The 26,027-nt window shown below is 71.8% G+C and carries 25 protein-coding genes; 11 read left to right on the top strand and 14 right to left on the bottom strand.

Going from position 1 to position 26,027, the window contains the following annotated elements:
* Positions 1–159 precede the first annotated feature (159 nt).
* Positions 160–948 (top strand): formate/nitrite transporter family protein, encoded by a 789-nt coding sequence (locus CRP29_RS13695; RefSeq protein WP_097195638.1) that lies wholly within the window; start codon positions 160–162, stop codon positions 946–948.
* A gap of 292 nt (positions 949–1,240) precedes the next feature.
* Positions 1,241–2,368, top strand: coding sequence for a S1C family serine protease (locus CRP29_RS13690; protein ID WP_245852803.1), 1,128 nt, complete (start codon positions 1,241–1,243; stop codon positions 2,366–2,368).
* A 51-nt stretch (positions 2,369–2,419) separates the two neighbouring features.
* Here the strand turns inward: CRP29_RS13690 and CRP29_RS13685 are convergent, their stop codons facing one another.
* From CRP29_RS13685 to CRP29_RS13620, 13 genes are all read right to left on the bottom strand, one after another.
* Entirely contained in the window at positions 2,420–3,508 is a 1,089-nt protein-coding gene (locus CRP29_RS13685) for an AI-2E family transporter (RefSeq protein ID WP_176522967.1), read from the bottom strand.
* 275 nt (positions 3,509–3,783) lie between these two features.
* Entirely contained in the window at positions 3,784–4,395 is a 612-nt protein-coding gene (locus CRP29_RS13680; RefSeq protein ID WP_097195636.1) for a hypothetical protein, read from the bottom strand.
* 130 nt (positions 4,396–4,525) lie between these two features.
* Positions 4,526–5,425 (bottom strand): alpha/beta fold hydrolase, encoded by a 900-nt coding sequence (locus tag CRP29_RS13675; RefSeq protein WP_176522966.1) that lies wholly within the window; start codon positions 5,423–5,425, stop codon positions 4,526–4,528.
* Between the two features lie 93 nt (positions 5,426–5,518).
* The gene (locus tag CRP29_RS13670; RefSeq protein ID WP_097195634.1) at positions 5,519–6,400 is read right to left on the bottom strand and encodes a metallophosphoesterase; all 882 of its coding nucleotides are present in this window, start codon (positions 6,398–6,400) and stop codon (positions 5,519–5,521) included.
* Entirely contained in the window at positions 6,397–7,401 is a 1,005-nt protein-coding gene (locus tag CRP29_RS13665) for an alpha/beta fold hydrolase (protein ID WP_097195633.1), read from the bottom strand. The genes CRP29_RS13670 and CRP29_RS13665 overlap by 4 nt, the downstream gene beginning before the upstream one ends.
* A complete protein-coding gene (locus CRP29_RS13660) occupies positions 7,398–8,891 on the bottom strand; it encodes a phosphatase PAP2 family protein (protein WP_141437127.1) in 1,494 nt (497 codons plus the stop codon). The genes CRP29_RS13665 and CRP29_RS13660 overlap by 4 nt, the downstream gene beginning before the upstream one ends.
* Before the next feature lie 422 nt (positions 8,892–9,313).
* Positions 9,314–10,732: a metallophosphoesterase gene (locus CRP29_RS13650; RefSeq protein WP_097195630.1), complete on the bottom strand. Its 1,419-nt coding sequence runs from the start codon at positions 10,730–10,732 to the stop codon at positions 9,314–9,316.
* A gap of 75 nt (positions 10,733–10,807) precedes the next feature.
* On the bottom strand, positions 10,808–11,239 hold the full coding sequence (locus tag CRP29_RS13645) for a hypothetical protein (RefSeq protein ID WP_097195629.1): 432 nt from the start codon (positions 11,237–11,239) through the stop codon (positions 10,808–10,810).
* Positions 11,236–12,204 (bottom strand): metallophosphoesterase family protein, encoded by a 969-nt coding sequence (locus tag CRP29_RS13640; protein ID WP_141437126.1) that lies wholly within the window; start codon positions 12,202–12,204, stop codon positions 11,236–11,238. Before CRP29_RS13640 ends, CRP29_RS13645 begins: the two co-directional genes overlap by 4 nt.
* A gap of 90 nt (positions 12,205–12,294) precedes the next feature.
* Positions 12,295–12,699 (bottom strand): hypothetical protein, encoded by a 405-nt coding sequence (locus CRP29_RS13635; RefSeq protein WP_097195627.1) that lies wholly within the window; start codon positions 12,697–12,699, stop codon positions 12,295–12,297.
* On the bottom strand, positions 12,696–13,253 hold the full coding sequence (locus CRP29_RS13630; protein ID WP_097195626.1) for a hypothetical protein: 558 nt from the start codon (positions 13,251–13,253) through the stop codon (positions 12,696–12,698). The genes CRP29_RS13635 and CRP29_RS13630 overlap by 4 nt, the downstream gene beginning before the upstream one ends.
* On the bottom strand, positions 13,250–15,250 hold the full coding sequence (locus CRP29_RS13625) for a PEP/pyruvate-binding domain-containing protein (RefSeq protein ID WP_176522965.1): 2,001 nt from the start codon (positions 15,248–15,250) through the stop codon (positions 13,250–13,252). The genes CRP29_RS13630 and CRP29_RS13625 overlap by 4 nt, the downstream gene beginning before the upstream one ends.
* A gap of 183 nt (positions 15,251–15,433) precedes the next feature.
* A complete protein-coding gene (locus CRP29_RS13620) occupies positions 15,434–15,949 on the bottom strand; it encodes a hypothetical protein (protein WP_097195624.1) in 516 nt (171 codons plus the stop codon).
* 758 nt (positions 15,950–16,707) lie between these two features.
* Here CRP29_RS13620 and CRP29_RS13615 point away from each other — a divergent pair.
* On the top strand, positions 16,708–18,432 hold the full coding sequence (locus tag CRP29_RS13615) for a hypothetical protein (protein ID WP_141437124.1): 1,725 nt from the start codon (positions 16,708–16,710) through the stop codon (positions 18,430–18,432).
* A 104-nt stretch (positions 18,433–18,536) separates the two neighbouring features.
* Here the strand turns inward: CRP29_RS13615 and CRP29_RS13610 are convergent, their stop codons facing one another.
* A complete protein-coding gene (locus CRP29_RS13610; RefSeq protein ID WP_097195622.1) occupies positions 18,537–19,208 on the bottom strand; it encodes a peptidase in 672 nt (223 codons plus the stop codon).
* 482 nt (positions 19,209–19,690) lie between these two features.
* Between CRP29_RS13610 and CRP29_RS13605 the strand changes: the two genes are divergently transcribed.
* From CRP29_RS13605 to CRP29_RS13570, 8 genes are all read left to right on the top strand, one after another.
* The gene (locus CRP29_RS13605) at positions 19,691–20,038 is read left to right on the top strand and encodes a hypothetical protein (protein ID WP_245852802.1); all 348 of its coding nucleotides are present in this window, start codon (positions 19,691–19,693) and stop codon (positions 20,036–20,038) included.
* On the top strand, positions 20,026–20,991 hold the full coding sequence (locus tag CRP29_RS13600; RefSeq protein ID WP_097195620.1) for a hypothetical protein: 966 nt from the start codon (positions 20,026–20,028) through the stop codon (positions 20,989–20,991). The genes CRP29_RS13605 and CRP29_RS13600 overlap by 13 nt, the downstream gene beginning before the upstream one ends.
* On the top strand, positions 20,988–21,722 hold the full coding sequence (locus CRP29_RS13595) for an SAF domain-containing protein (protein WP_097195619.1): 735 nt from the start codon (positions 20,988–20,990) through the stop codon (positions 21,720–21,722). The genes CRP29_RS13600 and CRP29_RS13595 overlap by 4 nt, the downstream gene beginning before the upstream one ends.
* A gap of 4 nt (positions 21,723–21,726) precedes the next feature.
* On the top strand, positions 21,727–22,509 hold the full coding sequence (locus tag CRP29_RS13590) for a CpaE/TadZ family protein (RefSeq protein ID WP_097195618.1): 783 nt from the start codon (positions 21,727–21,729) through the stop codon (positions 22,507–22,509).
* Between the two features lie 131 nt (positions 22,510–22,640).
* Positions 22,641–23,990 carry a TadA family conjugal transfer-associated ATPase gene (locus CRP29_RS13585; RefSeq protein ID WP_245852800.1) on the top strand — a complete coding sequence of 450 codons (1,350 nt, stop codon included), beginning with the start codon at positions 22,641–22,643 and terminating at the stop codon, positions 23,988–23,990.
* Positions 23,987–24,853 carry a type II secretion system F family protein gene (locus tag CRP29_RS13580; RefSeq protein ID WP_097195616.1) on the top strand — a complete coding sequence of 289 codons (867 nt, stop codon included), beginning with the start codon at positions 23,987–23,989 and terminating at the stop codon, positions 24,851–24,853. Before CRP29_RS13585 ends, CRP29_RS13580 begins: the two co-directional genes overlap by 4 nt.
* Positions 24,850–25,749, top strand: a complete 900-nt coding sequence (locus tag CRP29_RS13575) for a type II secretion system F family protein (protein ID WP_097195615.1) — start codon at positions 24,850–24,852, stop codon at positions 25,747–25,749. Before CRP29_RS13580 ends, CRP29_RS13575 begins: the two co-directional genes overlap by 4 nt.
* A 26-nt stretch (positions 25,750–25,775) precedes the next feature.
* Positions 25,776–26,012, top strand: coding sequence for a hypothetical protein (locus tag CRP29_RS13570; RefSeq protein ID WP_097195614.1), 237 nt, complete (start codon positions 25,776–25,778; stop codon positions 26,010–26,012).
* Positions 26,013–26,027 lie beyond the last annotated feature (15 nt).

The raw sequence follows: 26,027 nt of genomic DNA, 5'->3' as shown, positions 1-26,027 counted from the left end.
GGGAGGCAGTGCGCCTGGCTGCAGGACACGGCCCTCGAGGTCTGGCCGACGACGTTCGCGGACGTGGTCGCGCCGTCCACCCGGACTGACCGCCGGCTGAAGGGCGTGGACGGAGGCCGACGGACGGTGTCGCCGGCCCGCCCCCGAGGGAGGAACGACATGGGTGTCGCCCCCACCCCCCAGCAGATCTACGAGCGCGCCACCGCCGAGGGCGAGCGTCGGTTGTCCAGCTCGGCCCTCGAGCAGGCCTCCACCGGGTTCATCGCAGGGGTGACCATCATCTTCGGTCTCGTCGCCCTCGGCGTCGTCGATGCCATGGTCGCGCCGCGGTTCGGCGCTGGCGTCGGGAGCCTGGCCGGTGCGTCGGCGTTCTCCATCGGCGTGGTGTTCCTCGTCGTGGGCCGGTCGGAGCTGTTCACGGAGAACTTCTTCGATCCCGTCGCCGCCGCCGTCCAGCACCGTGACCGCGGACCCTGGCGGCGGCTCCTGCGGCTGTGGGGAATCACCCTGCCGCTCAACCTCGTCGGCGGCGCCTTGCTGGTCGCGCTGCTGACCGTGGACGGGGCCCTGCCCGCGGGAGCGGCCGACACGTTGTCCCGGCTCGCGGAGGAGCTCGCCAGCAAGGGGTGGGCGGCCACGCTGGTGCGCGCCGTCCTGGCGGGCGCGCTCATCACGCTGCTCTCGTACATGCTCGATGCGGTCGACACCGTCACGGCACGGATCCTCGTGGCCTACTTGGTCGGCTTCTTCCTGGCGCTGGGCCCCTTCGACCACGTCGTGGTGTCCGCGTTGCACCTGCTGTTCGGCATCTGGCTGGACGGCGCCGCGAGCTACGGGGCCCTCGCCACCAACGTGGTGCTGTCCACGATCGGCAACATCCTGGGCGGGTTGCTGCTCATGACTTTCACGCACACGGCTCAGGTGAAGAGCGGTGGCGCCGGTGGGTGACGTCAGCGGCGGCCCGGCCCGTGATCGGTGGCAGCGTCACTGTGGCATCGCGTTCCCAGCGGCGGCCGGGACGGCGTGCAGCGGAGTCACAGCGACAGGTCAGGAGTCTTCCAGCGTCCGCGGGGACGGTGGTCCCTGATGCGGCCGGCAGGGGCGCACGAGGGAGAGGACGATCGTGACCGAGCACCGAGGGCCCATCGGAGATCCTCATGGGCACGCGTGGCGTGGCACCGACGGTCCGGAGGCCCTGGACGCCTTGGGCCGCCACCAGCCCGGAACCCATGCGCATCCCGTGACCCCCACTCTCACCGGCACGGTCGGCGCGGCCGACAATCGGTCGACCGGCCGCCCGCTGCGCATGGGACTGGTGGGTCTGCTCGCCGGTGCGCTCGTCGGAGGAGGAGCCGGCGCCGGAGTGATGGCCCTCAGCGCGTCTGACGGCGGCTCCGCGTCCTCGGCGACTGCCCGCGCCGACGTCATCGAGACGTCTCGGGCGACCACCGACGTGGCGGCGGCGTCGGCGACGGCAGCCCCCAGCGTGGTGACCGTCTACGTGACGGGCCGCACCGGTTCCGGCAGCGGCTCGGGTGTCGTCCTCACCGAGGACGGTTTCGTGCTCACCAACAACCACGTCATCGACGGAGGCGGGGGCGGGGGACAGGTCCAGGTGCGCACCGTGGACGGCACGCTCCACGATGCCACCGTCGTCGGGACGGAGCCGTCCCTCGACCTGGCCGTCCTGCGGCTGGAGGGCGCCGACTCGCTGACTCCGGCGACCTTCGCGGACTCCGACGAGGTCGTGGTCGGTGACCTCGCGGTGGCCATCGGCGCGCCGCTGGGTCTGTCGCAGACGGTCACCGACGGCATCATCAGCGCAACCCACCGGACGGTCTCCCCGGGCGGGGACGATGCCGACGCCGCCGTCATCGACGCCCTCCAGACCGACGCGGCCATCAACCCGGGCAACTCCGGCGGGGCGCTCGTCGACCACTCAGGTGCGGTCATCGGCATCAACACGGCGATCGCCTCGGTACCGGCCGGCCCGGGCCAGGCCGGGTCGGGCGGGAACATCGGCGTGGGGTTCGCGATCCCCAGCAACACCGCGCACCGCATCGCGACGGAGATCATGCGGGACGGCACCGCGAGCACGGCAGTCCTCGGCGTCCGGGCCACCACCGTCACCGACGGTCAGGTGGCGACCGGTGCCCGGCTGGTCGAGGTCCAGCCCGGCAGTCCGGCTGCGGCGGACCTCCGCCCCGGCGACGTCGTCACCGCCGTCGGCGACCGGCAGGTGGCGACCTCCACCGACCTGACGGCCGCCGTACGTCGGGCCGCTCCGGGAGACAGCGTCGTGCTCACCGTCCTCCGTGGCGCGGAGTCCTCCGAGCACGAGGTCGTGCTCGGACGGGCCGACGTCTGATCTCGGCCTCCTGCACCGGCGTCCTGGTCCGGCGCCGTCCGTCGCACGTGGTCAGTGGCCGACCTCGGCTGCTGCACCGCGGTCCAGGACCCCCTGCAGTGGCGGGGCGGTGGCTTCCCGTGTCCCGGGGCCAGTGCCCACGGGGTCCAGCGGATGCAGCCGGACGTACTCCAGGACGCGGTAGGTCACCGCGAGGACCGGGACGGCGAGCAGGGCCCCGGGGATGCCGAACAGCAGACCTCCCGTCGTCACCGCGACGAGGATGACCGCGGGATGGAGGTGCAGCACTCGGCCCATGATCAGCGGCTGCAGCAGGTTGCCCTCGACCTGCTGCACGACCAGGACGATGACAAGGACGATGACCGCGTCGGTCAGGTCGTTGGTGACGAGGGTGACCAGCACCGCCACCGCGCCGCTGAACGTGGCCCCCAGCAGCGGGATGAAGGCGCCCACGAACGTGAGCATCGTGAGCGAGAGCCACAGCGGGACGCCGAGGACGAGCAGCCCCGCGCCGATGCCGACGGCGTCGATGAGCGCGACCAGGACGGCGCCCCGCACGTAGTGGGCGAGCGTGTCCCACGCGGCGCGCCCGGCGCCGTCGACCTGGTCGAGTCGCCTCCCGGGCACCCGCTCGAGCAGCCACGACCACATGGCGTCCCCGTCCTTGAGCAGGAAGAAGACGAGGAAGGCGACGAGGACGAGGGCGCCCAGTACGGAGACGGCCATGCGGGCACCGGCCGTAGGGCTGGGCGCGGCCTGGTAGATCCAGCTGACGATCTCGTTGCGGATGTCGGCGACCTGCTGGGGGTCGAGGCCCAGTGGTCCCTCGATCGCCCAGACGCGGATCCGGTCGATGCCGGCCGTCAGTGGCCGGGTCAGGTCCCGCATCGTCGAGGCGGCGCGGAAGCCGAAGAGAAAACCGATGCCCCCGAGGACGGCTGCCAGCGACAGCACCGCCAGGAGCGCGGACGGGGCCGCCGGCAGGCCGGTCCGTCGCAGCGCGCCGGTGAACGGCGCCATCAACGCGGCCACGAGCAGTGCCAGCGCGAGGGTGAAGGTGACCAGCGGGATCCGGAGCAGCAGCCAGAACGCCAGCCAGCCCACCGCGGCGAGGCCCAGGACGGCGCCGCTGGTCGCCATCACCCGAAGCGTCCAGGCAGGAACAGCCGGACGCCCCGATCTCCGGCGACCCGGGACGACGGATGTCGTCGCCGGCCCGTTCCCGCTCCCCTCCTGTCCGGTCGGGTCGAGGGCGTCGGTCATGTCGTCGGCACGTGGTGCTCGCGCATTCACGGCTCCTGCCTCCTCTCCCGGCCACGGGGACCGGCTACCGGCCGCTCGACCGTGCTCGGCGGCTGACGCACTGCGGGGACGACGCCGCCTCGGCGACGTCGCCCCCGCGCAGATGGGACGGGTCAGTCGTTCTGGCCCTGGGCCTGCAGGATCTCCATGCGCTCGGCGGAGATGGCGATGGCACCCTCCTCCTCCTCGAACCATGCGTCGGCGTCCTCGAAGAGCTCGTCGGCGGCGACCCCGAAGTCCTCCTCGAAGGTGTCCCGCTGGACCTCCACGACAGTTCCGGTGACCCGGACGACGTCGTTGGCGTCGAGTTCTGCCGACGGCATGGCGGAGACGACCGCGATCGGGTCGCCGGACTCGCCGGCGATCCGGATGGAGCTCCCGACGTCGGTCGTCGTCACCATCTCCGACACCTCTCCGCTCACGGTCACCTCCTGGCCGACGTAGGACTGGGTGTCGTCGTAGAGGGCGTTGTCCTCCTCACCGGCCAGTTCGTCGTCTTCGCCGAGCCCGCCCTCGAGGACCCCGACGCGCTCCTCGAGGCCGGTCAACTGATCCTCGAACTGCTGCAGGTCCTCCGCGGTGACGCCGCCGGCCTCGGGACCCGCCGAGTCGTCGCTGCAGGCGGCCAGGCCGCCCATGCCCACGACGGCCGCCGCCAGCGCGGTGGCCGTGCGCCCGGCACGGAGCTTCCTGCTGCGGCTCATGCGTCCGGCGTTGCTGGTCATGTCGTCCTCCGATGCGTGGGATGGCCGCACACGGCTGTGCGCGGCGGTTTCTGGACGAGGACTGCGGTGCCCGTCAGCCGTCGGGGGATGCCGTTGATGGCAGTTGTGACACACGTTCGACAGCGGGCTGTCACAGGTCAGGCGAGGTCACGGCCGCCGAACCGGCCTGCGCGACGCGGACCATCCACCGGTGCGGCTCTGCGACGACGACGTCCGGATGGGTGAGCGGCAGCATGTGCCCTGCGTCGGGCACCGTGACGAGCTCGCCGTCCGGAAGGACCGACAGCAGCTCCCGGATCTCGTCCTGCGGGACCTCCGGGTCGGCGCTGCCGTGGAGCAGCAGCGTCGGCGCACGTAGCGCCGGCCCGAGTGCCACGCCATCGTGGCTCAGGCTGGCCATCGTCGTCCCTGCGAGGGCCCGGGGCCGGCTGCCCAGGAAACTGTCCCGGACCTGGGCCACGAGTTCCTCGGGCTCGCCGCGTGCGAAGGCGGCTCGGCGGACCATCCGGTCGGACAGCGCCTGCAGGGGCTTCACCAGCCGGCCGATCCACACGCCGCCGCGCAGCGCGTTCCACCAGCCCCACCGCAGCCACTGCTGCAGCCACGTCGGCAGATGCCGCGCCGACAGCCCCGGGGCGGTGACGCCCGAGCCCCCGGAGCCCACGAACACCGCGCCGATGATCCGGTCGTCGGGGCCGGCGGCGAGGTGGGTCAGGAGTATCCCGCCGCCGAGGCTGTGCACCGCCACCACGACCGGGCCGTCGTCGGGCGCCACGCGGGACAGCACGGCGTCCAGGGCTCGCGCGTGCGCGTCCAGCGCGTAGCCGCCCGAGCGTGCGTCACCGCTCTGGGCGTGGCCCCGGAGGTCGTAGGCGAGGACGCGGTACCGGTCGGACAGCCGCTCCGGAACCGTCCCCCAGGACTCCGCCGACAGACCGAGTCCGTGCACGAGCAGCAGCGCGGGTCCGTCGGGCTGTCCCCACGAGCTGAGTGCCAGGCGGGTCCCGTCGAAGGAGGTCACGTCGGTCATGCGCATTGGTCACCCCCGCGGAGCCTCATGAGTGCGGACGGCGGCTCTGTCAGGGAAACGTCATGCGCGCTGATCGGGGGACCGGGACATGCCTCACTCCTCCGGCTGCAGTGTGAAGAAGGCGACCTGGGGAGGGGCGTTGATCCGGAGGGGGACGACGCTGAAGCCGATCCCGCAGGTGACGAACATCCGGTTCCCCTCGGCGCCGTGGTCCTCCGGGGCCCAGCCGTCCGCGACGATCCGCTCCTCGCTCGTCAGTGCCAGGTAGGCCCAGTCCGGTGTGCCGGGCAGGGCTACCTGTCCGCAGTGCGTGTGTCCGGCCACCGTGAGCGGAGCGCTGCCGGCCGGCAGCCGGTCGAAGACGGTGGGGTTGTGCATGAGCACCACCCGCGGCGCGTCGTCCGGGACGTCGGCCAGGGCGGCGTCCACATCGACACGGTTGGGGAGGTCTGGACCGATGCCCACGACGTAGAGCTGAGCGGCCGGGTCGTCGACCGGTCCGGGCACCGGGGCGGCGGCGTTCCGCAGCACCGGGATGCCGGCACCCTCCAGCGCGCTGGTCAGCTCGTCGGCTGCATCCACCTTGTAGTCGTGGTTGCCGAGCACGGCGTAGGTGGGGATCCCGGACTCGATGAGCGGCTCGAGGAGGTCCAGGAGCGTGTCGATCTGCGTCTCGATGGTCGGGTCGGTGCTGTAGACGAAGTCCCCGCCGAGCAGGACGACGTCCGGTTCGGCTTCCACGGTCGTCTCCACCGCGCGCTCGACCATCCCGCGGTTGGCGAACCACATGCCCAGCTGCACGTCGGAGAGGACGGCGATCTCCGTTCCGCCCAGTTCCTCGCCCAGGTGCGGCAGGGAGACCTCGGCGTGCACCTCGTCGAGGATCAGCCGCGGCTCGATCAACACGCCGTAGGCCAGCAGCAGGGCGAGGAGCGTCCCCAGCGCCAGACCGATGCGGAGCAGCAGGCGCCTCACGTTGTCGTCCTTCCGTCGGGGTCCGCCCGTACGTCGGCGAGCAGGTCGTGCAACGCCGCGTCGACTGCGGCGGCGTGGGTCACGTTGACCATGTGCCCGGCGCCGGGCACCAGGACCAATCGGGTGCGCCCGCCGATGTGGTCGGCGAGCCATCCCGCCGACCGCGCGGGGATCGTCGCGTCGTCGCTGCCGGCGAGGACCAGCACCGGCACGGTGCGCAGTGCGCTCACCGCGGCCCGGGCGTCGTAGTGGGCGAGGCTGCGGGCGTAGGCCGACAGCACCACCACCGGGGTCTGGACCCACATGTCCTGCGCCCGACCGAGCGCGTCGCCCGGCTCGCCGGCGAACAGTCGCCGGCGCAGGAGCCCCCGGCCAATGCGCGAGCGGAACGGGTGCAGGGCCTGCACGAGGGGCGCGGCGAACCACACCAGCCAGGCGCCGGCCGCGGCCAGGGCGAGACGGACCCGCAGCGCCGCCCCCGAGCTGTCCAGATGCGCAGCCAGTGGAGTGGCACGGGTCGACAGCAGGGCGGCTCCGGCGATCCGTCGGCCGAAGAGCTCCGGCCGGAGTCGGGCGAGTGCCAGGACGGCCATGCCGCCCATCGAGTGACCGACCACCACGACGCGGCCTGCTCCGCCCAGGGCGTCGACCACCTGACCGAGGTCGCGGCCCAGGCGTTCGACGGTGCTGGAGCGGAGGCCTGCCCACCCACTGGCCCCGTGCCCGCGCTGGTCGTAGCGGACCAGCCTCACGGATGCACGCAGAGCGGCCCACTGGTGGTCGAACACCGAGGCGCGGGCTGCGAAGCCGTGGGTGAAGACGACCGTCGTCCCGGCGTCGGCGGGTCCCGCGACCTCCGTGTGCAGCCGCACGCCGTCATCGGTGCGTACCGAGGGCGGGGTGCCGGTCGTCCGGGCCGCCAGCCGACGGGTCCAGAGGTGACGCAGGGCGACCATCGAGGTGACGGCCACCGGAACCGACCAGACCGTGCGACGACTCATCGGCGCACCGCTCCAGGCCGCACCGGCGCCGGCCGGGTGCCCAGCTGCTCGCGGTGGTCTCCGCGGGGCAGGACCAGCCGTGCGCAGCAGTACACCCACAGCCCCCCGAGCAACAGGCCGGCCAGCACGTCGGTCGGGTAGTGGGCCGCGACGTAGATGCGGGACACCGCGATCGCCGGGGCCAGCAGCAACGGCAGCGCGAGGACCGCCCACCGCCACCGACCGCGGTGGTAGGCGATGACGAGCGCAGCGACCGCCCCGTACAGCGCCGCGGCCGCCGCCGCGTGGCCCGACGGCCAACTCGCCCCGCTCGGCAGGTTCGAGGTCAGGTCGGCCACTGCCGGGCGGGTCCGGCTGACGACCTGGGCGCTGAAGAAGTACAGCGCCACCTCTCCGCCCAGGGTGACCGCCACGAACACGGCAGGCTGCCACCTGGCGGTCACAGCCAGACCCAGCACGGCCGCGGTGAGCCCGACGGCGATCACGGCAGGCGTACCGGACAGCCCGCTGACCCACTCCATGACCGTGGTCAGCCCGGAGCTGCGGATCCCGACGAACCACCCGACGACAGCGCGGTCGAAGCGGCCCAGCCAGGTGTCCGCCAGGACCACCGTGACCAGCAGACCGAGCGCGGTGACGAGCGCGAAGATCCCGGCCGCCACCGCGAGCAGCCGGAGGGCGGCCGCCCGCGCCTGTTGCCGGTCCAACCCCACCTCGGCGGCCAGGTGCGGCTCCGCGCCCGGGTCGATGTCCAGCGGGTCCAGGGGCTCGCGGGGGTCCACCCCCCTGCTGTGCTGCCATGCCCGGAAGGAGGCCGCGGTGACCGCCAGCCAGCCGGCGCCCAGTGCCCACCCGGCGAGCACGTCGGACACGAAGTGCACTCCTAGCGCCAACCGGGTGAACCCGACGGCGACGACGACGAGCGCGGTGCCGGCCACGAGCCAGGGCCGCAGCGACCGGCGCACCGCGGGCAACGCGAGCATCAGCAGCAGGCCATAGGTCACCAGCGCGGTCATCGCGTGGCCACTGGGGAAGCTGGCGTTCGACGGTGTCTCGACCACCGGGGACTCGACCACGGGACGGGCCCGGTCGACGATCGCCTTGGTCAGCGGCCCCAGGACGGCCAGGCCGACACCCGTGGTGGCGGTGAAAGCGGCCAGCCGTCGCTGCTGCCGGATGATCAGGAAGAGCGTCGCCAGGACGAAGAGCAGCACCGCCGTCCCCGTGTCGCCCAGGGAGGTCACCGCCCTGAGCACACCGACCAGTGCCGGGGAGTCCCGCACGGTGGCGTTCAGGTCCGCCGCCACGTCACCGTCGACGGTCGACAGCGGCGCCCACGAGCGCTGGACGAGCAACCACAGGAGCAGGAACGGCACCGCGCCGAGCAGGACCGCCAGCCAGCCGAGGAACGCCCGTGACTCGAAGCGGCCGATCCCGGTGGTGGCAGCGGGATCGTCCAGGGTTGGCCTCGCAGCGTGGGTTGATCGCATCGTCTTCGAGCTACCCGTGCCCGGCACTGCCGCGAACGCCGCACACCTTACGGTCCCGTGACATCGGATGCAGGGTGCGGAACGCCCGTCGGATGTCCGCCACGACGCTGCTCACGACGAAGTGGTCGGCGTCCGTCGTCGCCGGTGTGCGACGTACCAGGGCGATGAGCATCCCCACCGCCTCGTACGCCCGGTCGACGGCGACCGGATCCGCCATCTGTCCGTGCGTCGTCCGCAGAACGCGGGCCAGTTCGTCCAGAGCCGTGGTACCTGCCGTGGGACCCGACGCCGGGGCGGCACGTGATCGCCGCACGCGCCGCCGACGGTCTCGGCGAGGTGCAGACCGCCGAGCGCACCCCCGTCGCCCCGACGGCGCTTCCGGCTACGCGGTCACCGAGGTCGAGGTCGTGTCCTGACCGCACTCACCGGACGACCGGCCGGTCGGGCGCGGCGACGACGAAGGGGACCTCGACGACGACGCCCTCCGGAGCCTGCGGCGTCATGGCCTCGGGCTCCCCGTCGGGCCTCAGGGCTGTCAGCGGCGTGACCGTCATGGACCCGCCGTCGATGCTGGCCAGCAGGAGATGCGCCTGGGCCGCCCACGCCGTCGTCATCGCCTCTGCGAAACCGTTCGGCACCTCCTCGCGGAGCTGCCCACCGGCGCCGGTCAGGAAGTAGTGGATGCCTCCGACCTGGGAGAGCTGGAAATTGTGCTCGTGCCCGGCGAAGGCCGTGCGCACCCCGGAGCGGGCGAAGAGCGGCACCAGGTGGTCGATCATCGAGCCGGTGTTGGGGTGGTGCGGTCCCGCGCAGTAGACGGGATGGTGCGAGAAGGGGATCCGCCACCGCGGGCCCGGCCCCTCTGGGAAGGCCTCGTCGAGGAAGGCGCTGTGCCGGCGGTGCTCGAAGAAGTGCTTCGTCGGCAGCGAGTCGGCCAGTGAGGTGTCGATGCAGACGAACTCGACGTCGGCACCGAAGGCGAACCGGTAGAACAACCCGGGGTCCACCGAGGCCCGTGCGCCGGCGACCTCGGGGGAGAAGCGCGCGTCGGTGTGGAAGTTGTCCCGGATCTGATCGCGATGATCGCTCGACTCCTCGTCGCTGGTGTCGTGGTTGCCGACCGCGGGGTAGACCGGCAGGCGGGCGAGGGCGTAGCGGTAGGGCTGGTAGAAGCTGCCGTACCAGTCCGCGTCGTGGTCGCCGCTTCCCTCCGGCCCGCGCCTCCCGGCGCTGGCGTAGACGTTGTCCCCCGTGGCGATCACCAACCGGATGCCCGGATTCTCGGTGAGCCGGTCGAGGACGTCGGCGACCCGGCGCTGCCGACGGCTGCTCTCGACGTCGGCCAGGATGCCGATGCCGTAGTCACCCAGCACCGCGAAGGCCAACGGTGCCGCAACATCGGCCGGCGGGTGGGTCCGGAACTTCATCGAGTAGGACCGCCCACCCGGGCGCAGGTCGAGCCCACCACGAGGGACCGGGCCCCAGTCCATCCTCGGCCCCTCCGCCCAGGGACGGCCGTCCACCGTGATGCGGTACCGGTACTCCGTGTCGGGCTCCAGGCCATCGACCCAGACGTGGTTGGCCGTGTCGGTCCTGCTGTCGGCGACCAACCGGCCCGCCGGGTCCAGGACCTCCACGAGTGCCTCGCCGTACGTCTGGGAGCGAGCGCCCATGCTGCCGTTCCGGCCGGCGTCGACTTCATGCAGCTCGCTGTCCCCGACCACCCGCCACCGGCCGTCTGGGTCGTCGCAGCGGAACCAGAAGCCGCCCCAGGCGATCAGAGCGCGGTCGGAGGTGAGGTCGACGAGGTGGACGAACGGTTCGAAGTGCGTGTCGGGCATGGTGTCCGTGCCTACCCATGGCCGGCAGCCCGAACGGTGCACCGCCTTACGGTCCGGTGACATCCGGACCGGAGGTCACCCGCCCAGCCAGCACAGGACCCCCCGGTGGGTCGCCTCACCGGCGACCACGGCGGCGGCCTGGGTGAGCGCCCAGACCACGGGCACCGCCCACCCCGAGTCGGCGTCCAGGGCGGCGAGGCCGGTGGTGGCGTGCAGCACGAGGGTCGGCAGGGCCGACGCGGCGGCCGCCAGGACGCTGAAGGAGATCAAGCCGGCGATCCCGACGTCGGTCCGGGACCCGCTCCGCCATGCGGACGGCCGCATTCGGCGCCAGGCCAGCGCGGCGGCCGGCACACCGACGGCCATGCTGGCCCCGATGAGGTCCGCGCCGTCCGAGGCACCCAGCCCACCCCGGTCCCCGGCGTGTTCGAGGACCAGGGCAGGGGCTACGACGGCACCCAGCACGAGCGCCGAGTAGGTACCCGCGATTGCTCGCGCGAGGGTCATCGTCCTTCGCGGGCGCGGAGCTCGAACCGGTCGAGCACCCGGCCGTCGGCGCGGACCGACCGCCCGGTCATCCGGTCGCCGACGACGTCGACGTGCAGGTACTGCAGCGCCGACGCGGCAGAGGCGGTGAAGCGGCTGCGACCGACCGGGGTGGTCTTGCAGCCCCCGCCACTGACGACGTAGGTCACCCCGTCCTGCGGCCGCGTGCGCTCGTAGTGGTGGTCGTGCCCGGAGAGGACCAGGTCGACCTTCCGGCGGGCCAGCAGCGGCTCGAGCACCTCGTCGGCGCCGGGGGTCGATCCGTGGGCGCCGGACGAGTAGACCGGGTGGTGCATGCAGACCACCTTCCACTGGTTCTGGGAGCTGACCAGGGCGTCGTCGAGCCACTCCAGCTGCTCGGACGAGTCGTCCCCGAACAGGCCGGGGGTGCTGGAGTCGAGGTAGAAGAAGTCGACCGGCCCGTGACTGCTCGTGTAGTGCCGGGCCGGGGTGCCCAGCAGTCGCAGCTCTGCGTCGATCTCCGCGAGGCTCTCGTCGCTGTGGTGGAGCTCGCCGTCGTGGTTGCCGATGGCGAGCTCGAAGCGGACGCCGGCGTCGATGAGGGGACGCATGGGCCGGGTGAACACGTCGTCGAAACGGTCCTCGACGCTGCCGTAATAGCAGAGATCCCCCAGGTGGGTCACGAGGCCGTAGGGAGCGTCGCGGTATCCCTCGGCCATCCGATTCGCCACGGCCATGGCCTGCCGGCCCCCGCTGCCGGTGTCCCCGACCGCGGCGAACGTCAGCCGGTCCGCGGCCCGCGTCCAGGCCCCCTCCTGGAGCGCCACCTGTGGGGTGCGCCCCGGGACCAGGTCCTCCCGGCCCAGGAGCGGCCAGAGCTCGCGGGTCACCCCGGAGCCGACCGCCAGCGTTCCGGCAGCTCCCAGGGCGGCCGCGAGCAATTGCCGTCGGTTCAGCTCCGCCACGGTCCTCGTCCACCTCCGATGTGCTCGTCGTCGTCCCGTCGTCCCTGTCAGTGGCAACACGGGCGGGGCGCGGGGCGTTCCGGTCCGCCGTCAGGCGTCGGGGCCGATCTCGGCCGCCGGGGTGATCGTCGTGAGCCGGCGGACGTCGAGCAGCAGGTGCTGCACCCGCAGGTCGCTGAGGCAGCCCCGCAGCTCCCGCCGCTCGAACTCGTCCAGACCCGGCCGCAGCCGGAAGCCGAAGTCGGTTCCACCCAGCGGCAGGAAGGTGTCCTCCACCACGTCGGCGTCGACCAGGAGCCGGCAGGTGCTCACCAGGCCCCGGGTCATCTCCTCGGTGACGGCCGGGTCCTCCCGCACCGTCGAGGCGCGCACGACGACGTCGGTGTAGGAACCGGCGGGCTGAGGCACCTCGACGGTCATCAGCTCCGCCCGGAGGAGTAGGACGCCGACGACCGCCAGCGCGGCGGCGAGTAGCCCGACGACGGCGCGCTTCACCGGTACGACCCGCTGGAGGCCGGTCCGAGCAGCACGCGCAGGGCGGCGTCGTCGGCGTAGTCGTCGCCGCACGCCAGCAGTTCGGCGTCCGTCGGTACCAGGGGAGTGGTCGGAAAGGCGATGCCCTCGAGATCAGCGGCAAGCTGCTCCTCGACCCCGGAACGTGCGGAGCTCCCGGCGACGCGTTCGATCGCCCACGCGATCCCCGAGACCAGGAAGCCGCCGCCGAGCAGCACCGGGATGAAGATGTGCGCACCGTCGAGCGACCGCGACCGCGACGGCGGCCGCAGCCACGGGAACGGCCGGCTCTCCACCGGTGCGGCCCGCAGCCGCTCGAGCGCCGCGGGCGGGTGGTCGTCGCGGGTCGGCGCACGATGCGCCACGGCGGACAGCCGGCGCAGGACCAGGCCGGTGCACAGGCCGACGAGCGTGGCGAGGAAGAGGATCCCGACCAGGAGGGCCCGGTGCCACTCCCACCGGTAGATGTAGACGAACAAGTACCCGGCACAGGCGATCAGCGCGACCGAAGCGACGATCCAGCTCAGCTTCCTCACGACGTCTCCTCCTCGACGGCACCCGAGGCGCCGTCGACCCGGACGGTCGCCCCCTCGGCGAACCGGTCCACTGCTCCGGAGAAGCCGACGACCACGGGCACCCCGGACTCGCGGGCCAGGATCGCCAGGTGCGCGAGGACGCTGCCGGTCTCGGCGACCAGACCGGCCAGCCGGGGCAGAACCGGCGCCAGGGAGGGGTCCAGCGTCCGGACCACGAGCACGGCCCCCGCGGGAGGGTCCGCGCCGTGGTGCACCGGACCGCTGCCGGCACCCCCACCGGCTCCCGTGCCGGCGGCGGTGCCGATGACGGGGATGGGCCGCCCGGTCGAGCCCAGCCGGAACCGGGCGGGAAGCGGGTCCTCCGGTTCGACGGGCTCGGGGCGGAGCTCGTAGCCGACGTCGCGGACCGCGGCGGCGAGGTCGTCCAGCCGGAGACCCCGGACGTCTTCAGGACGGGACAGCCGGCCCGCTGCGGCCAGCCGCTCGCCCAGCGTCCAGGCCGCGCGCGCGGTGACCTCCTGAAGCCACCGCACGCGGAGGCGCAGGGCCTCGCGCAGCAGTCCGGCGTCGTCCGCGTCGCCCGGAGGGCCACCGGCCGGGGCCGCCACGTCGGGCGGCAGTTGCGGGCAGCAGGCGATGCGGGGCGCGGCGAGGGCCAGGACGACCGGGTTGGTGGCGACGATCTCGGCCTCGGGGATGCCGGCCTGTCGCGCGCGGGCCAGAACCCGCAGCGCCGCGCTGACGCCGGTGAGCCGCGGGGCGGCGGGGTCCACGAGCATGCCGACGAGCACCTCGTGCGCGTGCACGGAGACCAGGGCCGGCCGGGCGCGGTGCAGGACGGCCACGAGTTGCCGGTCGGTGAGCTCCGGGAGCTCCGGGACCCCGCTCAGGACCCCGTCCGCGGACACGAGCACGTCCCGGGCGAGCGCCGGCAGCGCCGAGCGCAGCCGGCCGACCCGCCAGGACGCCCGCAGCCTGCGCACGCGCGGGCGGGGATCGAGCCGGTCGAGGACGCGGGGGGTCTCCTGCCGCGGTTCCAGCAGGTCGAGGTCGACCGCGACGCGGCCGCCGAGGACGGTGACCAGCGGCGAGGCGTCCACCGAGGCTCCGTCCGCGGTGCCGGCGAGCAGCAGGGCCTCCCGGAGTGCCTCGCGCAGCGGCGCCACCCACAGGTCGATCTCGAGGGGCTGGAGCGGCTCGGGGAACGTCTCGGTGATCGGACCCGGGCCGAGCACCGGTCCCGTCGGCCGGCCCCGGGGCTCGGCGGTCACGGGTCTGCTCTGCAGCAGCCGTAGCCGCCCGGCGTCGTCGTACGCCCACTCCACGTCCTGCGGCCCCCCGAAGACCTCCGCCGTCCGCTTCGCCAGCCGGGCCAGCTCGCGCAGCTGCGCCCTGCTCAGCCGGACGCCGCCGTCTCCGCGGCTGATCTCGGTGCGCTCGCCGGTCGGGTCCAGCTCGTAGCGGTCCCCGTCGACCTCGCCGCTCACCAGGCGATCGGGTCCACCTTCGACGGCGGCGACGACCAGCCGGTCCTCGCGGCCCGACACCGGGTCGATCCCGAACAGCACCCCGCCGCAGCGGGCGTCGAGCAGCGGCTGCACCAGGACGGCGAGCGGCTCGTGGCCGGTCAGGGTGTCCGACCCCGCGGCGGCGTCGTGCCGGGACGCCACGACGACGGCCACGGCGCGTCGGAACGCATCCCACCCGGTCACGCCCACGACCGACTCGAACCGCCCGGCCATCGAGGAGTCACCCAGATCCTCGACCGTGGAGCTGCTGCGGACGACGAGGGCTCTGCGGCCGTCGTCGGACAGCTCGCGCCAGGCCTGGAGGACGGGCTCGCCCAGCGGCCCGCCGGCCGCGATGCGCTCGACCTCGTCGACGGTGATGACGAAGCCGGGAACGGTCGGGAGGCCCTGCCTGCGGGCGGTGGCAAGCGCCGAGGCCTTGGCGCCGGTGAGCTCGTGCTGCGCGGCCGTCTCCTCCTCGAGGCGCACAACGCACGGACCGGCTTCTTCCGGGGGAGACGAGGAATCGTCGTCAGCAGGGGCAACCTTCATGATCACGTGAGTTGCCATGAGGGAGGCGCCCAAGGCATCGACGGGCGTCTTGTCAGGAAACTGTCATGTGGCCGCTGTCGCCGGCATGCAATGACGGTCTGCGCAGGCGGCGGTGATCCGTCACGGCGCCTCCTCCAGGATCGTGGCGAGGAGATAGACGTCGTCATCCCAGGCGTCGAGTTCCGTCGCGTCCAGGTCGAGGCGCAGCTCCTCGATCGCGGTATCAGCGTCGAAGTCCTCCACCGGTGTCGCTGCGATCACCAGCTCCTGGCCGACCTCCGGGTCGATGTTCCCGACGTCCGCGGTGGTCACCACGAGGACCGGATCGAGATCCTCACCGGCGGTGGAGGTGACGGTGAAGGCCCGCGGGGAGATCACTTCCTCGACCGCGGCGAGCAGCGTGACCTCCTGCTGGGAGTAGGCCTCGAGGTCCTCGCGGAAGGCCTCGTCCAGCAGCCCGACGTAGGGATCGTCGGGGTCCTCTGGCCCGCGGATGTCCGGCACGCTCGCCGGCTCGAGCGACGGCGCCAGGGCGTTGTCGTCCTCGTCTCCGCAAGCCGACAGCCCCAACGTGGCGAGCACCAGGGCGGCGGCCAGCAGTGGCCGGGTGTGCGGTCGTCCCAGCTGATCGGCCATGTCGGGCCTCCTCCGTCGTCGCGGGGGGCGCGGAACGCGCTCTGTCGACCTGTCCACTCTGCAGACGGCTGGCCGGCAACGGCACGGTGGATCGTGCGTCTGTCACGAGACCGTCATGGCACCTCGGTACGACTCCCGAGCGGGCATGGCATCGCCCACGGGGCAGGGGCCGACGATCGGGGCGTCGCCTGCACGCCGCGTCGCACCTTCGGGAGACGGGATGTCACCCCGGAGGCAAGGCGTGCCCGAGCAGTGTCGCTCCCAGGACCTTCAGCGTTCGCTGATCCGCGGCTCGCGCGCGGCTGTCACCAACCCGGCTCGTTCCGCGCCTTCTCGAGGTGATCCGGCGCCGGCCGAGGCGGCGGGCCAGCTCTCCGGAGGAGCCATGACAAAGCCTGCCCGCGAGCCACATGCTGCATCCGGCGAGCGAGCGGTGCGCTACCAGTGCTGACGGGTCAGCCAACTGTATCTTCGCTGGTAGGACGCTTGGCGCGGCTGGGCTGCACCCGCATCGGCTCGCCGGGCATCTTCGGGGTGTAGACCCGGGAATCGGTGTGCTGACCTGCAAAGACGCAGGTGGCCGGTGAGCGAAAGTCCGCAGGTTGTCGGGCGAACGCCGCCAGATGCCGCGCCCCACTATGCCTGTGACGAAATCTTGCGGTCCTCACCCGCCCATCACCGGCTTCCGTAGGCACTTCATAGCGCCTTGTGCCGCTTCGAGCGGCCACAATGTCGGTGCCTGGCGAGACAATGGTGCCGTGCTGGACTGGGCAGGACTAGATCCTGCAAAAGTGGAGCGAGTCGGGCAGCTCCTGGTCCGCGATGCGTGCGGTGCCACGAGCGTCGACGGCAGCGGCGGTGACGGCGCCCAAGACCTCCGGCAAGACGGTCCTGACGGGCTGACCATCTTCGAAATCAAGTCTTTCACCCGGCGCCTGACGAGTGGCCAGAAGCGGCAGATTGCTAGCTCCTGCCAGCGGGCCATCGAACTGCACCAGCCGCGTCGGTGGGTGCTGGTTATCCCGCTCAACCACAGCCCGGCAGAGCTGGCCTGGTTCGACCGACTCCGCGCCAAATTTTCCGACGTGGCGCTGGAGTGGTACGGGCAGGACTGGCTCGATGGACGAATCGCCGGTCGCGAGGACCTAATCAGCTACGTCGAGGGAGCGCAGTACAAGCTGCTGCGCCGGGCGAAGCAGCACGGCATGGAGCGCGCCGCGCTCACTTCGGGCGCCGACCTGGTCGCGCGGATGGACGACCTGCTGGAGCTCGGCGCGACTATCTCTCCGTACTGGACGTGGCGTTCCGGGGACACCCCCTGGGGACCGGCGAACATTTTCACCGCTCAACGACCCGAAGCGCCGGCCGAGGACCCGGTTCAGCTGACGCCACTATTCTCCTTCCCGGCAGATGATCCCGAAGCCCAGGCCACCTTTGAGCGTCTACGCCAGACGCTGCGGGTGGGTGGCGACGTCCAGATCCCCGGGCGCTTCATCGACGAGCTTCGCCTCACCGCCGCATCGGAGGCGACCCAGCGGCTGCTCGGTGAACCGACCCAGCAGGTCGCCGAGCTGCGCCTAGTAAGCATCCCGAACGCCACGGGAATGCCCCTGCACTGCTCCCTTGTCCTTGAGCGGCAGGACGATCAGCAAGGGGTGTCGCTGCCCTTTACCTTCACCGAACGGGTGTCGGGAAGCCACGGCACGACGTTGACCGGCACCGACGCCAGTGGACTACTGCAGGGGCAGTTGCTGTTTGAAGACGACGGGGAGCGTGCGGACGGGCGGTTCACGATGAACCTGGCTCCCGTGGCCGGCAGCTACCCGCACGACGCGCTGCCAGCCGTCCGGCTGCTGGGCGCCTGCGCCGCCGGAGATACGTTGCGGCTGCGACGAGGGCCGGTCAGCCTCGCCTCGTTCCTGGCCGGCGCGGAGATGCCTGACGGGCTGGCCGGGCTGCTGGAGCTCGTCGCTGCCCTCGAGGTGGTGCAGGACCACCTCGGCGCGCTAATCCCCATCCCAGCTGAGCCGCTCTCGGACGAGGATGCCCATGACCTGCTGACGCTCGCGCGCGCTTTGAGCGGTCAGCGGGCGCGGCTGCGCTACCCAGGCCTGGATCTAGCCATCCGGCCGGGACAGGTGCGTTCCTTCCTCGATGCGGTGACGAGGACGCCGGGCGCGCTCTATGGCGTGCCTGACAGCGGTTTCACCCTCACCCTCGACGGCCACGAGCATCAGGTGCCGGGGCTGGCGTTCTGGGCTCCGAACGTGCAGCTGAGCAATCAGGCGGAACTGGAGTCTGTCGCCGCCGCCGACGGCAGCGAGGCAGTCGCTTCGTTCACCAGCCCCGACGGGTTGTTCGTCATCCGCGCGGTGGAGGACCCGGGCCCGCAGTACCAGCCGGTCGGTGAGGCGGTGGCGGGGCGCAGGAGCGTCGGCCCCGCTGGAGATCAGCCGAGGACCGCTTCGCTGTCAACCGGGTGAAGCAGCCCGCAGCCCGCAGTGCGCTCTCCGGTTCCGTGCGCGCCTTGCTGCTGTGCCACAGATGTTCGGGGACCCACCGCCACGGTGTCGGATGGACGCCAGGATCAGAGAGTGGCTGCCAGCAGGAAGCCCACTGCGAGAGCAGGGCCATAGGGGAAGGTGGTCTGACGGTCCCCGCTCCGCATCAACGAGATGACGGCCTGCGTCACGGTAATCACGGTGAATGCGACGAACGCCAACCAGAGCCCCTGGTGCGTGGCGTGTCCAAGGCCCAGCCCGCCGAGCGCCGCCATTCGGACGTCCCCGAATCCCGTCCCCGCGAACCGCCAGCACAACAGTAGGACCGCTCCCGCCGCCGCAGCAGCTAGACCGCTGAGCAGCAGGCCACGCCAGTCGCCGTGCGCGGCGGAACCGGCGGTCAGCAGCACGCCGGTGGCGACGGCGGCTTGCCGGACAAGTGGTGTCGGGATGCGTTGCGTGACTGCATCGCAGGAGGCCGCGGCGACCAGGGCACATCCCCAGACCATCAGGGCAGGTACGAGCCACCACGTCTCCGCACGGTGAGACGTCGCGATCGCTGCGGCTCCTGCCCCACCGCCGGCGACGGCGCTGGCCAGCGCCAGGGCCGGACGGGCAGCGTCGAGCTGCGCGAGCTGCGCAAGCCCACGAGAAGTAAGCCAGGGGGTGGTTGCGGCGCCGATCAACGCCGCCGCCACCGAGGCCGCCATCCACGTGCCGTTCATCCGCTGGCGGCCGCCCTCGAATCCAGGGGTCATTGCCCTTCGCTGCGTAGCCCTGTGGATATCTGCGCCATCCCAGCTTCCGGTACGGGAGCGTGTCAGGACCTCGAGATACACCCAGACGCGGAGGACGAGTGACGGACTCAGGGACAACCTGTCACCCGAAAGGGTGGGAACGAGACGGCGGTCACACGGCCGCTCGGCCGGGAGGGCAACCTCGGTCGACAGACGGTGACGTGCTGGGAGGTGATCAGGCGTGATGCGGACGATGGCGGGGGCGGCCGCGGTGCTCCTGGCGCTGACGGCCCTGGGTTGTTCGTCGTCCGATTCCGACTCGTCGACTTCGCCGACGTCAGGGACAGCGCCTTCCGAGACGCCGAGCCCCTCACCGACAAACTTCGACTCTCGCCGAGGAAGCGCAGGCTCTGGCGGTCGCGCTCGTCCCGGACTACCTGCGGACGATCGACGACCTGTACCTCGACCCGTCGCTCCCGCTCGACGGGATCTACGAGGTCGCGGTGGCTCCGGAAGCCACTGCCCAGGCGACGGCGATCGGCAAGTTCCGTTCCCAGGGCTACCGGCAGACCGGCCGGTCGCAGCTGGTGACTGCGTCGGCCGCCAGCACCGACCTCTCGAACAGTCCCGCCGCTTCGCCGGCACCCGTGCTGCCGACCGTCGTCGTCACCGCCTGCGTCGACGTGGGCGAGGTGGATGCGATCGATGCTTCCGGGACGTCCATCGTGCCGCCCGGTCGTCCGAGGTACCTCATCCAGCAACTCACTGTCGTGAACACGAATTACCCGGAGACGTCGTCGTGGCGGATCAGCGACGCACCGAATAAGCAGGCGCAGTCATGCGACGAGTAGTCCTCGCCTTGGCGGGTGCGCTGCTGGGCGTCGGCGCCTTGCTGGTCTCTTCGCCAACTGCTGTCGCTGACCCGGCGACCTGCCAGCAGTACGACTCGCACGGCATCTGCGTGGTCGAAGTCGACAGGGTCGAGGGTGACGTGGGGATGGCGCCCCCACCGGGCGCGACGACTCCCGTCGCCGGAGGCGGTACGTCGCCGGCTGTCTGCTCTGTGAGCCCCTCCGGCACCGTCATCCCCTGCCAGGACGGCCAGTCCTGGTGGTCACAGGACATGCAGTGCTACGTGCAGGCGCTGGCCCAACAGCCGCCGAAGGACTCGCCTGTCTGGGGTGGCCGCACGGACGGCGCGATCTACAGCTGCCTCTTCTCCACCGGCGCTGGGGCGTTCCCCGGTACGAGCAACTTCACCTTTTGGTCGGCGAGCCCGCCAGCGGCTCCGCCCGCGATCGATCCAGCGCAGCTCGCGCAACAGGCGCTCAGCACACTCACTGTGCCGTCACCGACAACGGGCCGATATCCGGCCGGGACGCTGCAGGACGGGCAGCCGTTCACGGTCGTCAACGCCTACACCTGGTTCTGGACCGCCCCCGAATCCTTCCGAGCGCTGACCGCGCGTGCCGACGCAGGAGGCGTGTGGGCGGAAGTGAGCGTGACCCCGACGTCGCTGTCGTTCGCGCCGGGCGATGGGGCTGTCGCGGTGTCGTGCCCCGGTCCTGGCGTGGCCTGGCGGCCGGGCAACGGGGTGTGGACCCCGTCGCCGGCTGGCTGCGACTACCGGTACCCGCACTCATCGATCCACCAGCCCGATGGGCGGGTGACGGCGACGTACGGAATCCAGTGGTCGGTCACCTGGACCTCATCGACCGGGGCCACCGGCACGCTGCCGGGTCTGACGACGACCTCGAACGCGACGTTCGCAGTGGCGGAGGTGCAGTCGGTGGTGATCAGGTGACGACGCGGGTCGACGGGATGGTGTCGCCGGCGGCCGGGCGCTATCCGGCTCCGGCGCCAGAGGCCGCGCCGCCGGCGGCTCCTCCGCTGCGTAGCGCCGCGGCCAGGAGACGTACCAGCCGCAAGTCGCTGGTCCTGAGCGTGCTGCTCGTGCTGCTCGGGGGGCTGCTGGCTCTCGCCGCCGGCCAGATGCTGACCGCGCACACGGAGGTGCTGGCGGTCGCCCGAGACGTGCCGCTTGGCTCGACGATCACCACGGAGGATCTGGCGGTTGCGAACGTGACGTCGGATCCCAACCTGTCACCGATCCCAGCGTCGCAGCGGTCCCGGATCGTCGGGATGGTCGCCCAGGTCCCACTAACCCGGGGAGAGCTGCTGACCGGCGCGCAGGTCGGCCCGGACAGCGGGTTCGCGGCGGGGGAGATGTTGGTAGCCCTGCCATTGAAGGAAGGGCAATTTCCGGCCCGCGGGCTGAGCCCAGGCCAGCGGATACTGATCGTGGCGACGCCCGGCGGCACCGGCTCGACCATCGGCAGCGGTACCCCGGCTGCCGACACGGACGGTGCCCGCGATCAGCAGGTCGACGCGACGGTCGCCGAGGTCGGTCCGCTGAACCAGGCCACACAAGTGACGGTGGTCGACGTGCGAGTCAGCGCGGACGACGGCGTGCAGGTGGCAGAACTGGCATCCACCGGAAACCTGGCGTTGATCGTGCTGCCGGCGGGGCGGTGAACCGATGCTCACCGTCCTGACTTCGGGAAAGGCCGCGCCTGGGGTAACCACCTCGACCTGGGCGTTGGCCTTGGCGTGGCCCGGGCCATTGCTGGTGGCCGACTGTGACCCGGCCGGCGGGGACATGGCGCCGGGGCTGCTGGCCGGCCGAATCAGCGTCGACCGGGGGCTGCTGTCATGGTCGACGGCGGCCAGGCGGGGTGTCCCGGCGAGGCAGGCCGCCACGATGCTCGTCGAGCATGCGGTGGAGATCCCCGAGCAGCCGCAGGTGTGGCTGGTTCCGGGAGTGACGACCGCCGCGCAGGGCACCTCGTTCACCGCCGAGGCATGGGAGCGGCTTGGGTCTGCCCTGCACACATCGAGTGCGTCGATCGGGCGGGACGCCTTGGTCGACGCCGGACGGTTGGTGACCGAGCGCGGATGCTGGCCGGTGCTGCGGGCCGCCGATCGGGTGCTGCTGGCGGTGCGGCCCAGCGTGCGGTCGGTGCACGCGGCGCAGGATGCGACGCAACGACTGCGCCACGAACTCGGCGACCTGGCGAAGGTCTCCGCACTCGTGGTCGGGGACGGTCCGTACTCCGCCGGCGAAGTTGCCAAGGCGTTGGATCTGCCGCTGGCGGGCACGTTGCCCTATGACCGGACTACAGCGCAGGCGCTCTCCGACGGCGCGACCGTCAGTCCGAAGACGCTGCGACGGTCCGCGCTGCTGCGCGCGGCGTCGTCCCTGGGCGAGACGCTGACCAGTCCGGTGGAGGCGTCCCGTGTCGCCGAGGCGGTGGCCGGATGAGCAGTGAGGACACCGCGTCGCCGCGGTGGGAAGTCCCGACCGGCCGTGACTTGCTGCGGCCAGCGGCCGCCCCTGTCGACGCGACGCCCATCGAAACCAGGGAGCTCGACAGCACGGAGTACCGCGTCGTCGTGGAGCTGCGTGACCGGGTGTCGACGCGGTTGACGGTGGAGGACAGGAACTACGCCCCGGGACCGCGGCGAGAGCTGACCCGGAAGTTGATCCGGGACGAGTACGACCAGTGGCTGCTACACGAGGCCAACCGTGGCCGTCCGGCGCCGACGGTGACCACCGAGGACACGATCTTCGCGGCCGTGCTGGCCGAGCTGGACGGGCTGGGGCGACTGGCTCCCCTCATGGCCCTGGGCGACGTGGAGGACATCCACTTCGAGGGCTGCGAGCCGACGATGCTGCGGATGGCCAGTGGCCAACTGGTGCCCGGGCCGGCGATCGCCTCCAGCGACGAGGAGCTCGAGCAGCTGCTGCGGTCGATCGGTTCCCGGTCGGACGACGGGCAGACCAGCCGTGAGTTCTCTTCGGCCAACCCCATTCTGAACGTGCGGCTGAACGGCGTGACCGAGCTGGGCGCCCGACTGCAGGCGGCGATGGACGTGCTGCCGCGCCCGGCCGGGGTGATCCGGGTGCACCGGTTCAGTGATCCGAGCCTCGACGACCTGCACGGCATGGACATGGTCGACTCACCGGTCCGAGCCTTCTTGCATGCCTCGATCCTCGCCGGCGCATCGCCGCTGGTCAGCGGAGCGCCGGGGGTCGGCAAGACAACGCTGCTGCGTGCGCTGGGCAACGCGATCCCGTGGAACAACGTGGTCATCACCGTGGAAGACGAGCGGGAGCTGGGCCTGCACCTGCCTCGGTGGGATCCCGACCGCCGGCAGCTGGTCAGGCGGCACGCGGTGTGCCGACCGTTCGAGTCCCGGCTGCCCAACGCCGAAGGCAGAGGCGGGTTCGACATGGGGGATGCGCTGCACCTGGCACTGCGCGCGTCCCCGACCTGGGTGCTCGTGGGCGAGGTCCGCGGCGCCTATGTCACCTATCTGCTGGAGGCCGCGACCAGCGGCATCTCGTCGGTCATGTGCACGATCCACTCGCCGTCGGCCGCCGGCGTGTTCGACAAGGTGCTGATCAACGCGCTGAAGGCGCATCCGGCGCCGTCCCCGGAGCTGGTCCTGCGCTCGCTGGCCGCCCTGAACCTGGTCGTGCACGTGCATCGCGACCGCGACTACGCCCGGTATGTCTCGGGCATCTACGAACTCGGCCCGATCGGCGACTCCGGTCGACCCGACCTCAAGCCGATCTTCGCGCCGCGCGCCGAGGACGGGCGCGCGCAGGCCACCGGACTTGGGATGCTCAGCGAGTCCCTGGCCGAGCGGCTGACTGCGGTCGGCTTCGATCTGAACTGGCTGCAGCCGGGCGTTTCGGACTGGCACACCGGCCTCCACCGCCGCGAGCGTGCGTCGTGACCGTCGGTGGACTCCTGCTGACCCTGGCCGGGCTGCTGCTCTCGGCCGGTCTGGTCGGCGTCGTCGGGGCGGTGCGCGGCGTCTCCTTCCTGCCCGAGCGCTCGCCGTCGGTGCGCTCGTCCTCCCGGCGGCGAGCCACTCCACTGCTCCTCGGTGGGCTGGCCGCCGGCGTTCTCACTCTGCTTGTTACGGGCTGGCCGGCCGCGGCGCTGGGCGCCGCGGGCGGCGTCGTATTCATCCCGAAGTTGCTCGGCGGCGGTCAGGCAGCCAAGCGACTGATAGCTACGTCCGAGGCGCTGGCGGACTGGACGCGGCGGCTGGCCGACCTGATCAGCTCTGGCGCCGCCGGCTCGACGCGCGATGCTCTGCGCCGCTCCCTCAGCTCGGTGCCGGAGCCGCTCGCCCCTGCGGTCACCAACCTGGTGAACAGGATGGGGCCGCAGGGCACCGAGACCGCGCTGCGCCAGTTCGCCCGCGAGATCGACGATCCAGCCGCCGAGAAGATCGCCATGGTGCTCATCCTGCGCGAGCGCAACGGCGGGCCAGGACTCGCCGAGGTGCTCACCGCCCTGGCCGCCGACCTCGACGACCGCTCCCGCATGGTCCGGGAGGTGGAGGCCGAACGCGCCAAGCCGCGGTCGAACATGCGCACCATCGTCGTGGTGACTCTGGCGCTGGTGGTCGGGATGACGCTGTTCGCCCGGACCTTCCTGTCGGGCTACTCGACGCCGGTCGGGCAGATCGCCCTGCTGGCAGTGGTGGCGATCTTCGCGACATCGCTGCGGTGGATGCGCCGGTTGTCCGAGCCGGTCAAGCCGCCGCGGGTGCTCTTCGATCCGGCCACGGCTCCGGTGAATCCGTGACCGGGCTGCAGACGGCAACCCTCGCCGGGATGCTGATCGCCGGTGGCCTCGTACTCGGGGTCCGTGCCCTGCGTCCGGCGCCGCCGTCATTGGTGGCCGCACTGGAGCAGTTGGCGGCCGAGCCGACCGTGCGAACGGCGCCGTCGGTGCCGGCGTCCATTCAGAACCGGTGGGACTGGCTGCCGGTGCCGGTGGCGCGGGTGTTGGACGGGCATCTGGGCGTCTCGGACGCCGACCTGGCGATCATCGGCCGGACTCGCGCTGAGCTGGCGGCCCGCAAGCTGACCCTGGCACTCGCCGGATTGCTCACTCCGTCCCTGTTCGGACTGGTGTTCGTGTTGGTCGACGTTCCGGTGCCCTTCGTCCTGCCCGCCGTGGTCGGGCTCGGGATCGCCGTCGTCGGGTGGTTCTTGCCCTCGGCCGAGGCCCGTGAGGCGGCGGACAAGGCGCGGGTGGAGTTCCGGAGCAGCCTCGAGTCCTTCCTCACCCTGGTGGCCGGTGAACGTCGGGCGCGCGGCTCGGTGGAGCAGGCGCTGGAGGAGGCCGCCGAGATCTCGGGAAGCATGCCGTTCGTTCGCATGCGCCGCGCCATCCGCCGCGCAGCGTTGTCCGGCCGCAAGCCGTGGGGCGAGCTGCGCGACCTCGGTGAGGAGCTACAGGTCGTCGAGCTGCGCAACCTCGCCGACATCGCGGCAGTGGCCGCCGACGGCGCCTCGGTCTACAACACCCTGCTGGCGAGCGCCCGCACGCTTCGCCACGCCGAGCTGTCCGACGCCCGTACCGAGGCCAATCAGGTCAGCGAGCGGATGGCGCGCCCGCTGGCCCTGCTGGTCACTGGACTGACCCTGTTCGTGCTCGTTCCCTTCATGCTCCGCATGTTCGGGATCTCATCGTGACCGCAGCGCCAACCAGGAGGTTTCCCATGTTCCAGCCCATGGCTCGCCGGGGTGAGCAGGCCATCGTGGCGCAATGCGTCATGGCCCTGTCTGTCATGGCTCTGTCGGTCCTGGCCTGGCTGCGCACCGAACAAGTCGCCGACGACCGAGGCTCGGACTCCTCAGAGAAGGCCTTCATGGTGATCCTGGCTATCGCTCTGGGCGGTGCGGTCAGCGCAGCGGCTATTGCGTTCGTGGCCAGCAAGACGTCGCTGTTCCAGTAGAACGGGCAGCCATCC

The organism is Blastococcus aggregatus (genome assembly GCF_900221005.1).
Taxonomy (GTDB): Bacteria; Actinomycetota; Actinomycetes; order Mycobacteriales; family Geodermatophilaceae; genus Blastococcus; species Blastococcus aggregatus.
The sequence above is the reverse complement of the archived record's forward strand: the minus strand, read 5'-3'. Positions and strand labels throughout refer to the sequence as shown.

Coding starts and splice junctions, on each gene's coding strand:
- CRP29_RS13695 (WP_097195638.1), top strand. CDS start 160: ATGGGTGTCGCCCCCACCCCCCAGCAGATCTACGAGCGCGCCACCGCC.
- CRP29_RS13685 (WP_176522967.1), bottom strand. CDS start 3,508: ATGGCGACCAGCGGCGCCGTCCTGGGCCTCGCCGCGGTGGGCTGGCTG.
- CRP29_RS13680 (WP_097195636.1), bottom strand. CDS start 4,395: ATGACCAGCAACGCCGGACGCATGAGCCGCAGCAGGAAGCTCCGTGCC.
- CRP29_RS13675 (WP_176522966.1), bottom strand. CDS start 5,425: ATGACCGACGTGACCTCCTTCGACGGGACCCGCCTGGCACTCAGCTCG.
- CRP29_RS13665 (WP_097195633.1), bottom strand. CDS start 7,401: ATGAGTCGTCGCACGGTCTGGTCGGTTCCGGTGGCCGTCACCTCGATG.
- CRP29_RS13660 (WP_141437127.1), bottom strand. CDS start 8,891: ATGCGATCAACCCACGCTGCGAGGCCAACCCTGGACGATCCCGCTGCC.
- CRP29_RS13650 (WP_097195630.1), bottom strand. CDS start 10,732: ATGCCCGACACGCACTTCGAACCGTTCGTCCACCTCGTCGACCTCACC.
- CRP29_RS13645 (WP_097195629.1), bottom strand. CDS start 11,239: ATGACCCTCGCGCGAGCAATCGCGGGTACCTACTCGGCGCTCGTGCTG.
- CRP29_RS13620 (WP_097195624.1), bottom strand. CDS start 15,949: ATGGCCGATCAGCTGGGACGACCGCACACCCGGCCACTGCTGGCCGCC.
- CRP29_RS13610 (WP_097195622.1), bottom strand. CDS start 19,208: ATGACCCCTGGATTCGAGGGCGGCCGCCAGCGGATGAACGGCACGTGG.
- CRP29_RS13600 (WP_097195620.1), top strand. CDS start 20,026: ATGCGACGAGTAGTCCTCGCCTTGGCGGGTGCGCTGCTGGGCGTCGGC.
- CRP29_RS13590 (WP_097195618.1), top strand. CDS start 21,727: ATGCTCACCGTCCTGACTTCGGGAAAGGCCGCGCCTGGGGTAACCACC.
- CRP29_RS13570 (WP_097195614.1), top strand. CDS start 25,776: ATGTTCCAGCCCATGGCTCGCCGGGGTGAGCAGGCCATCGTGGCGCAA.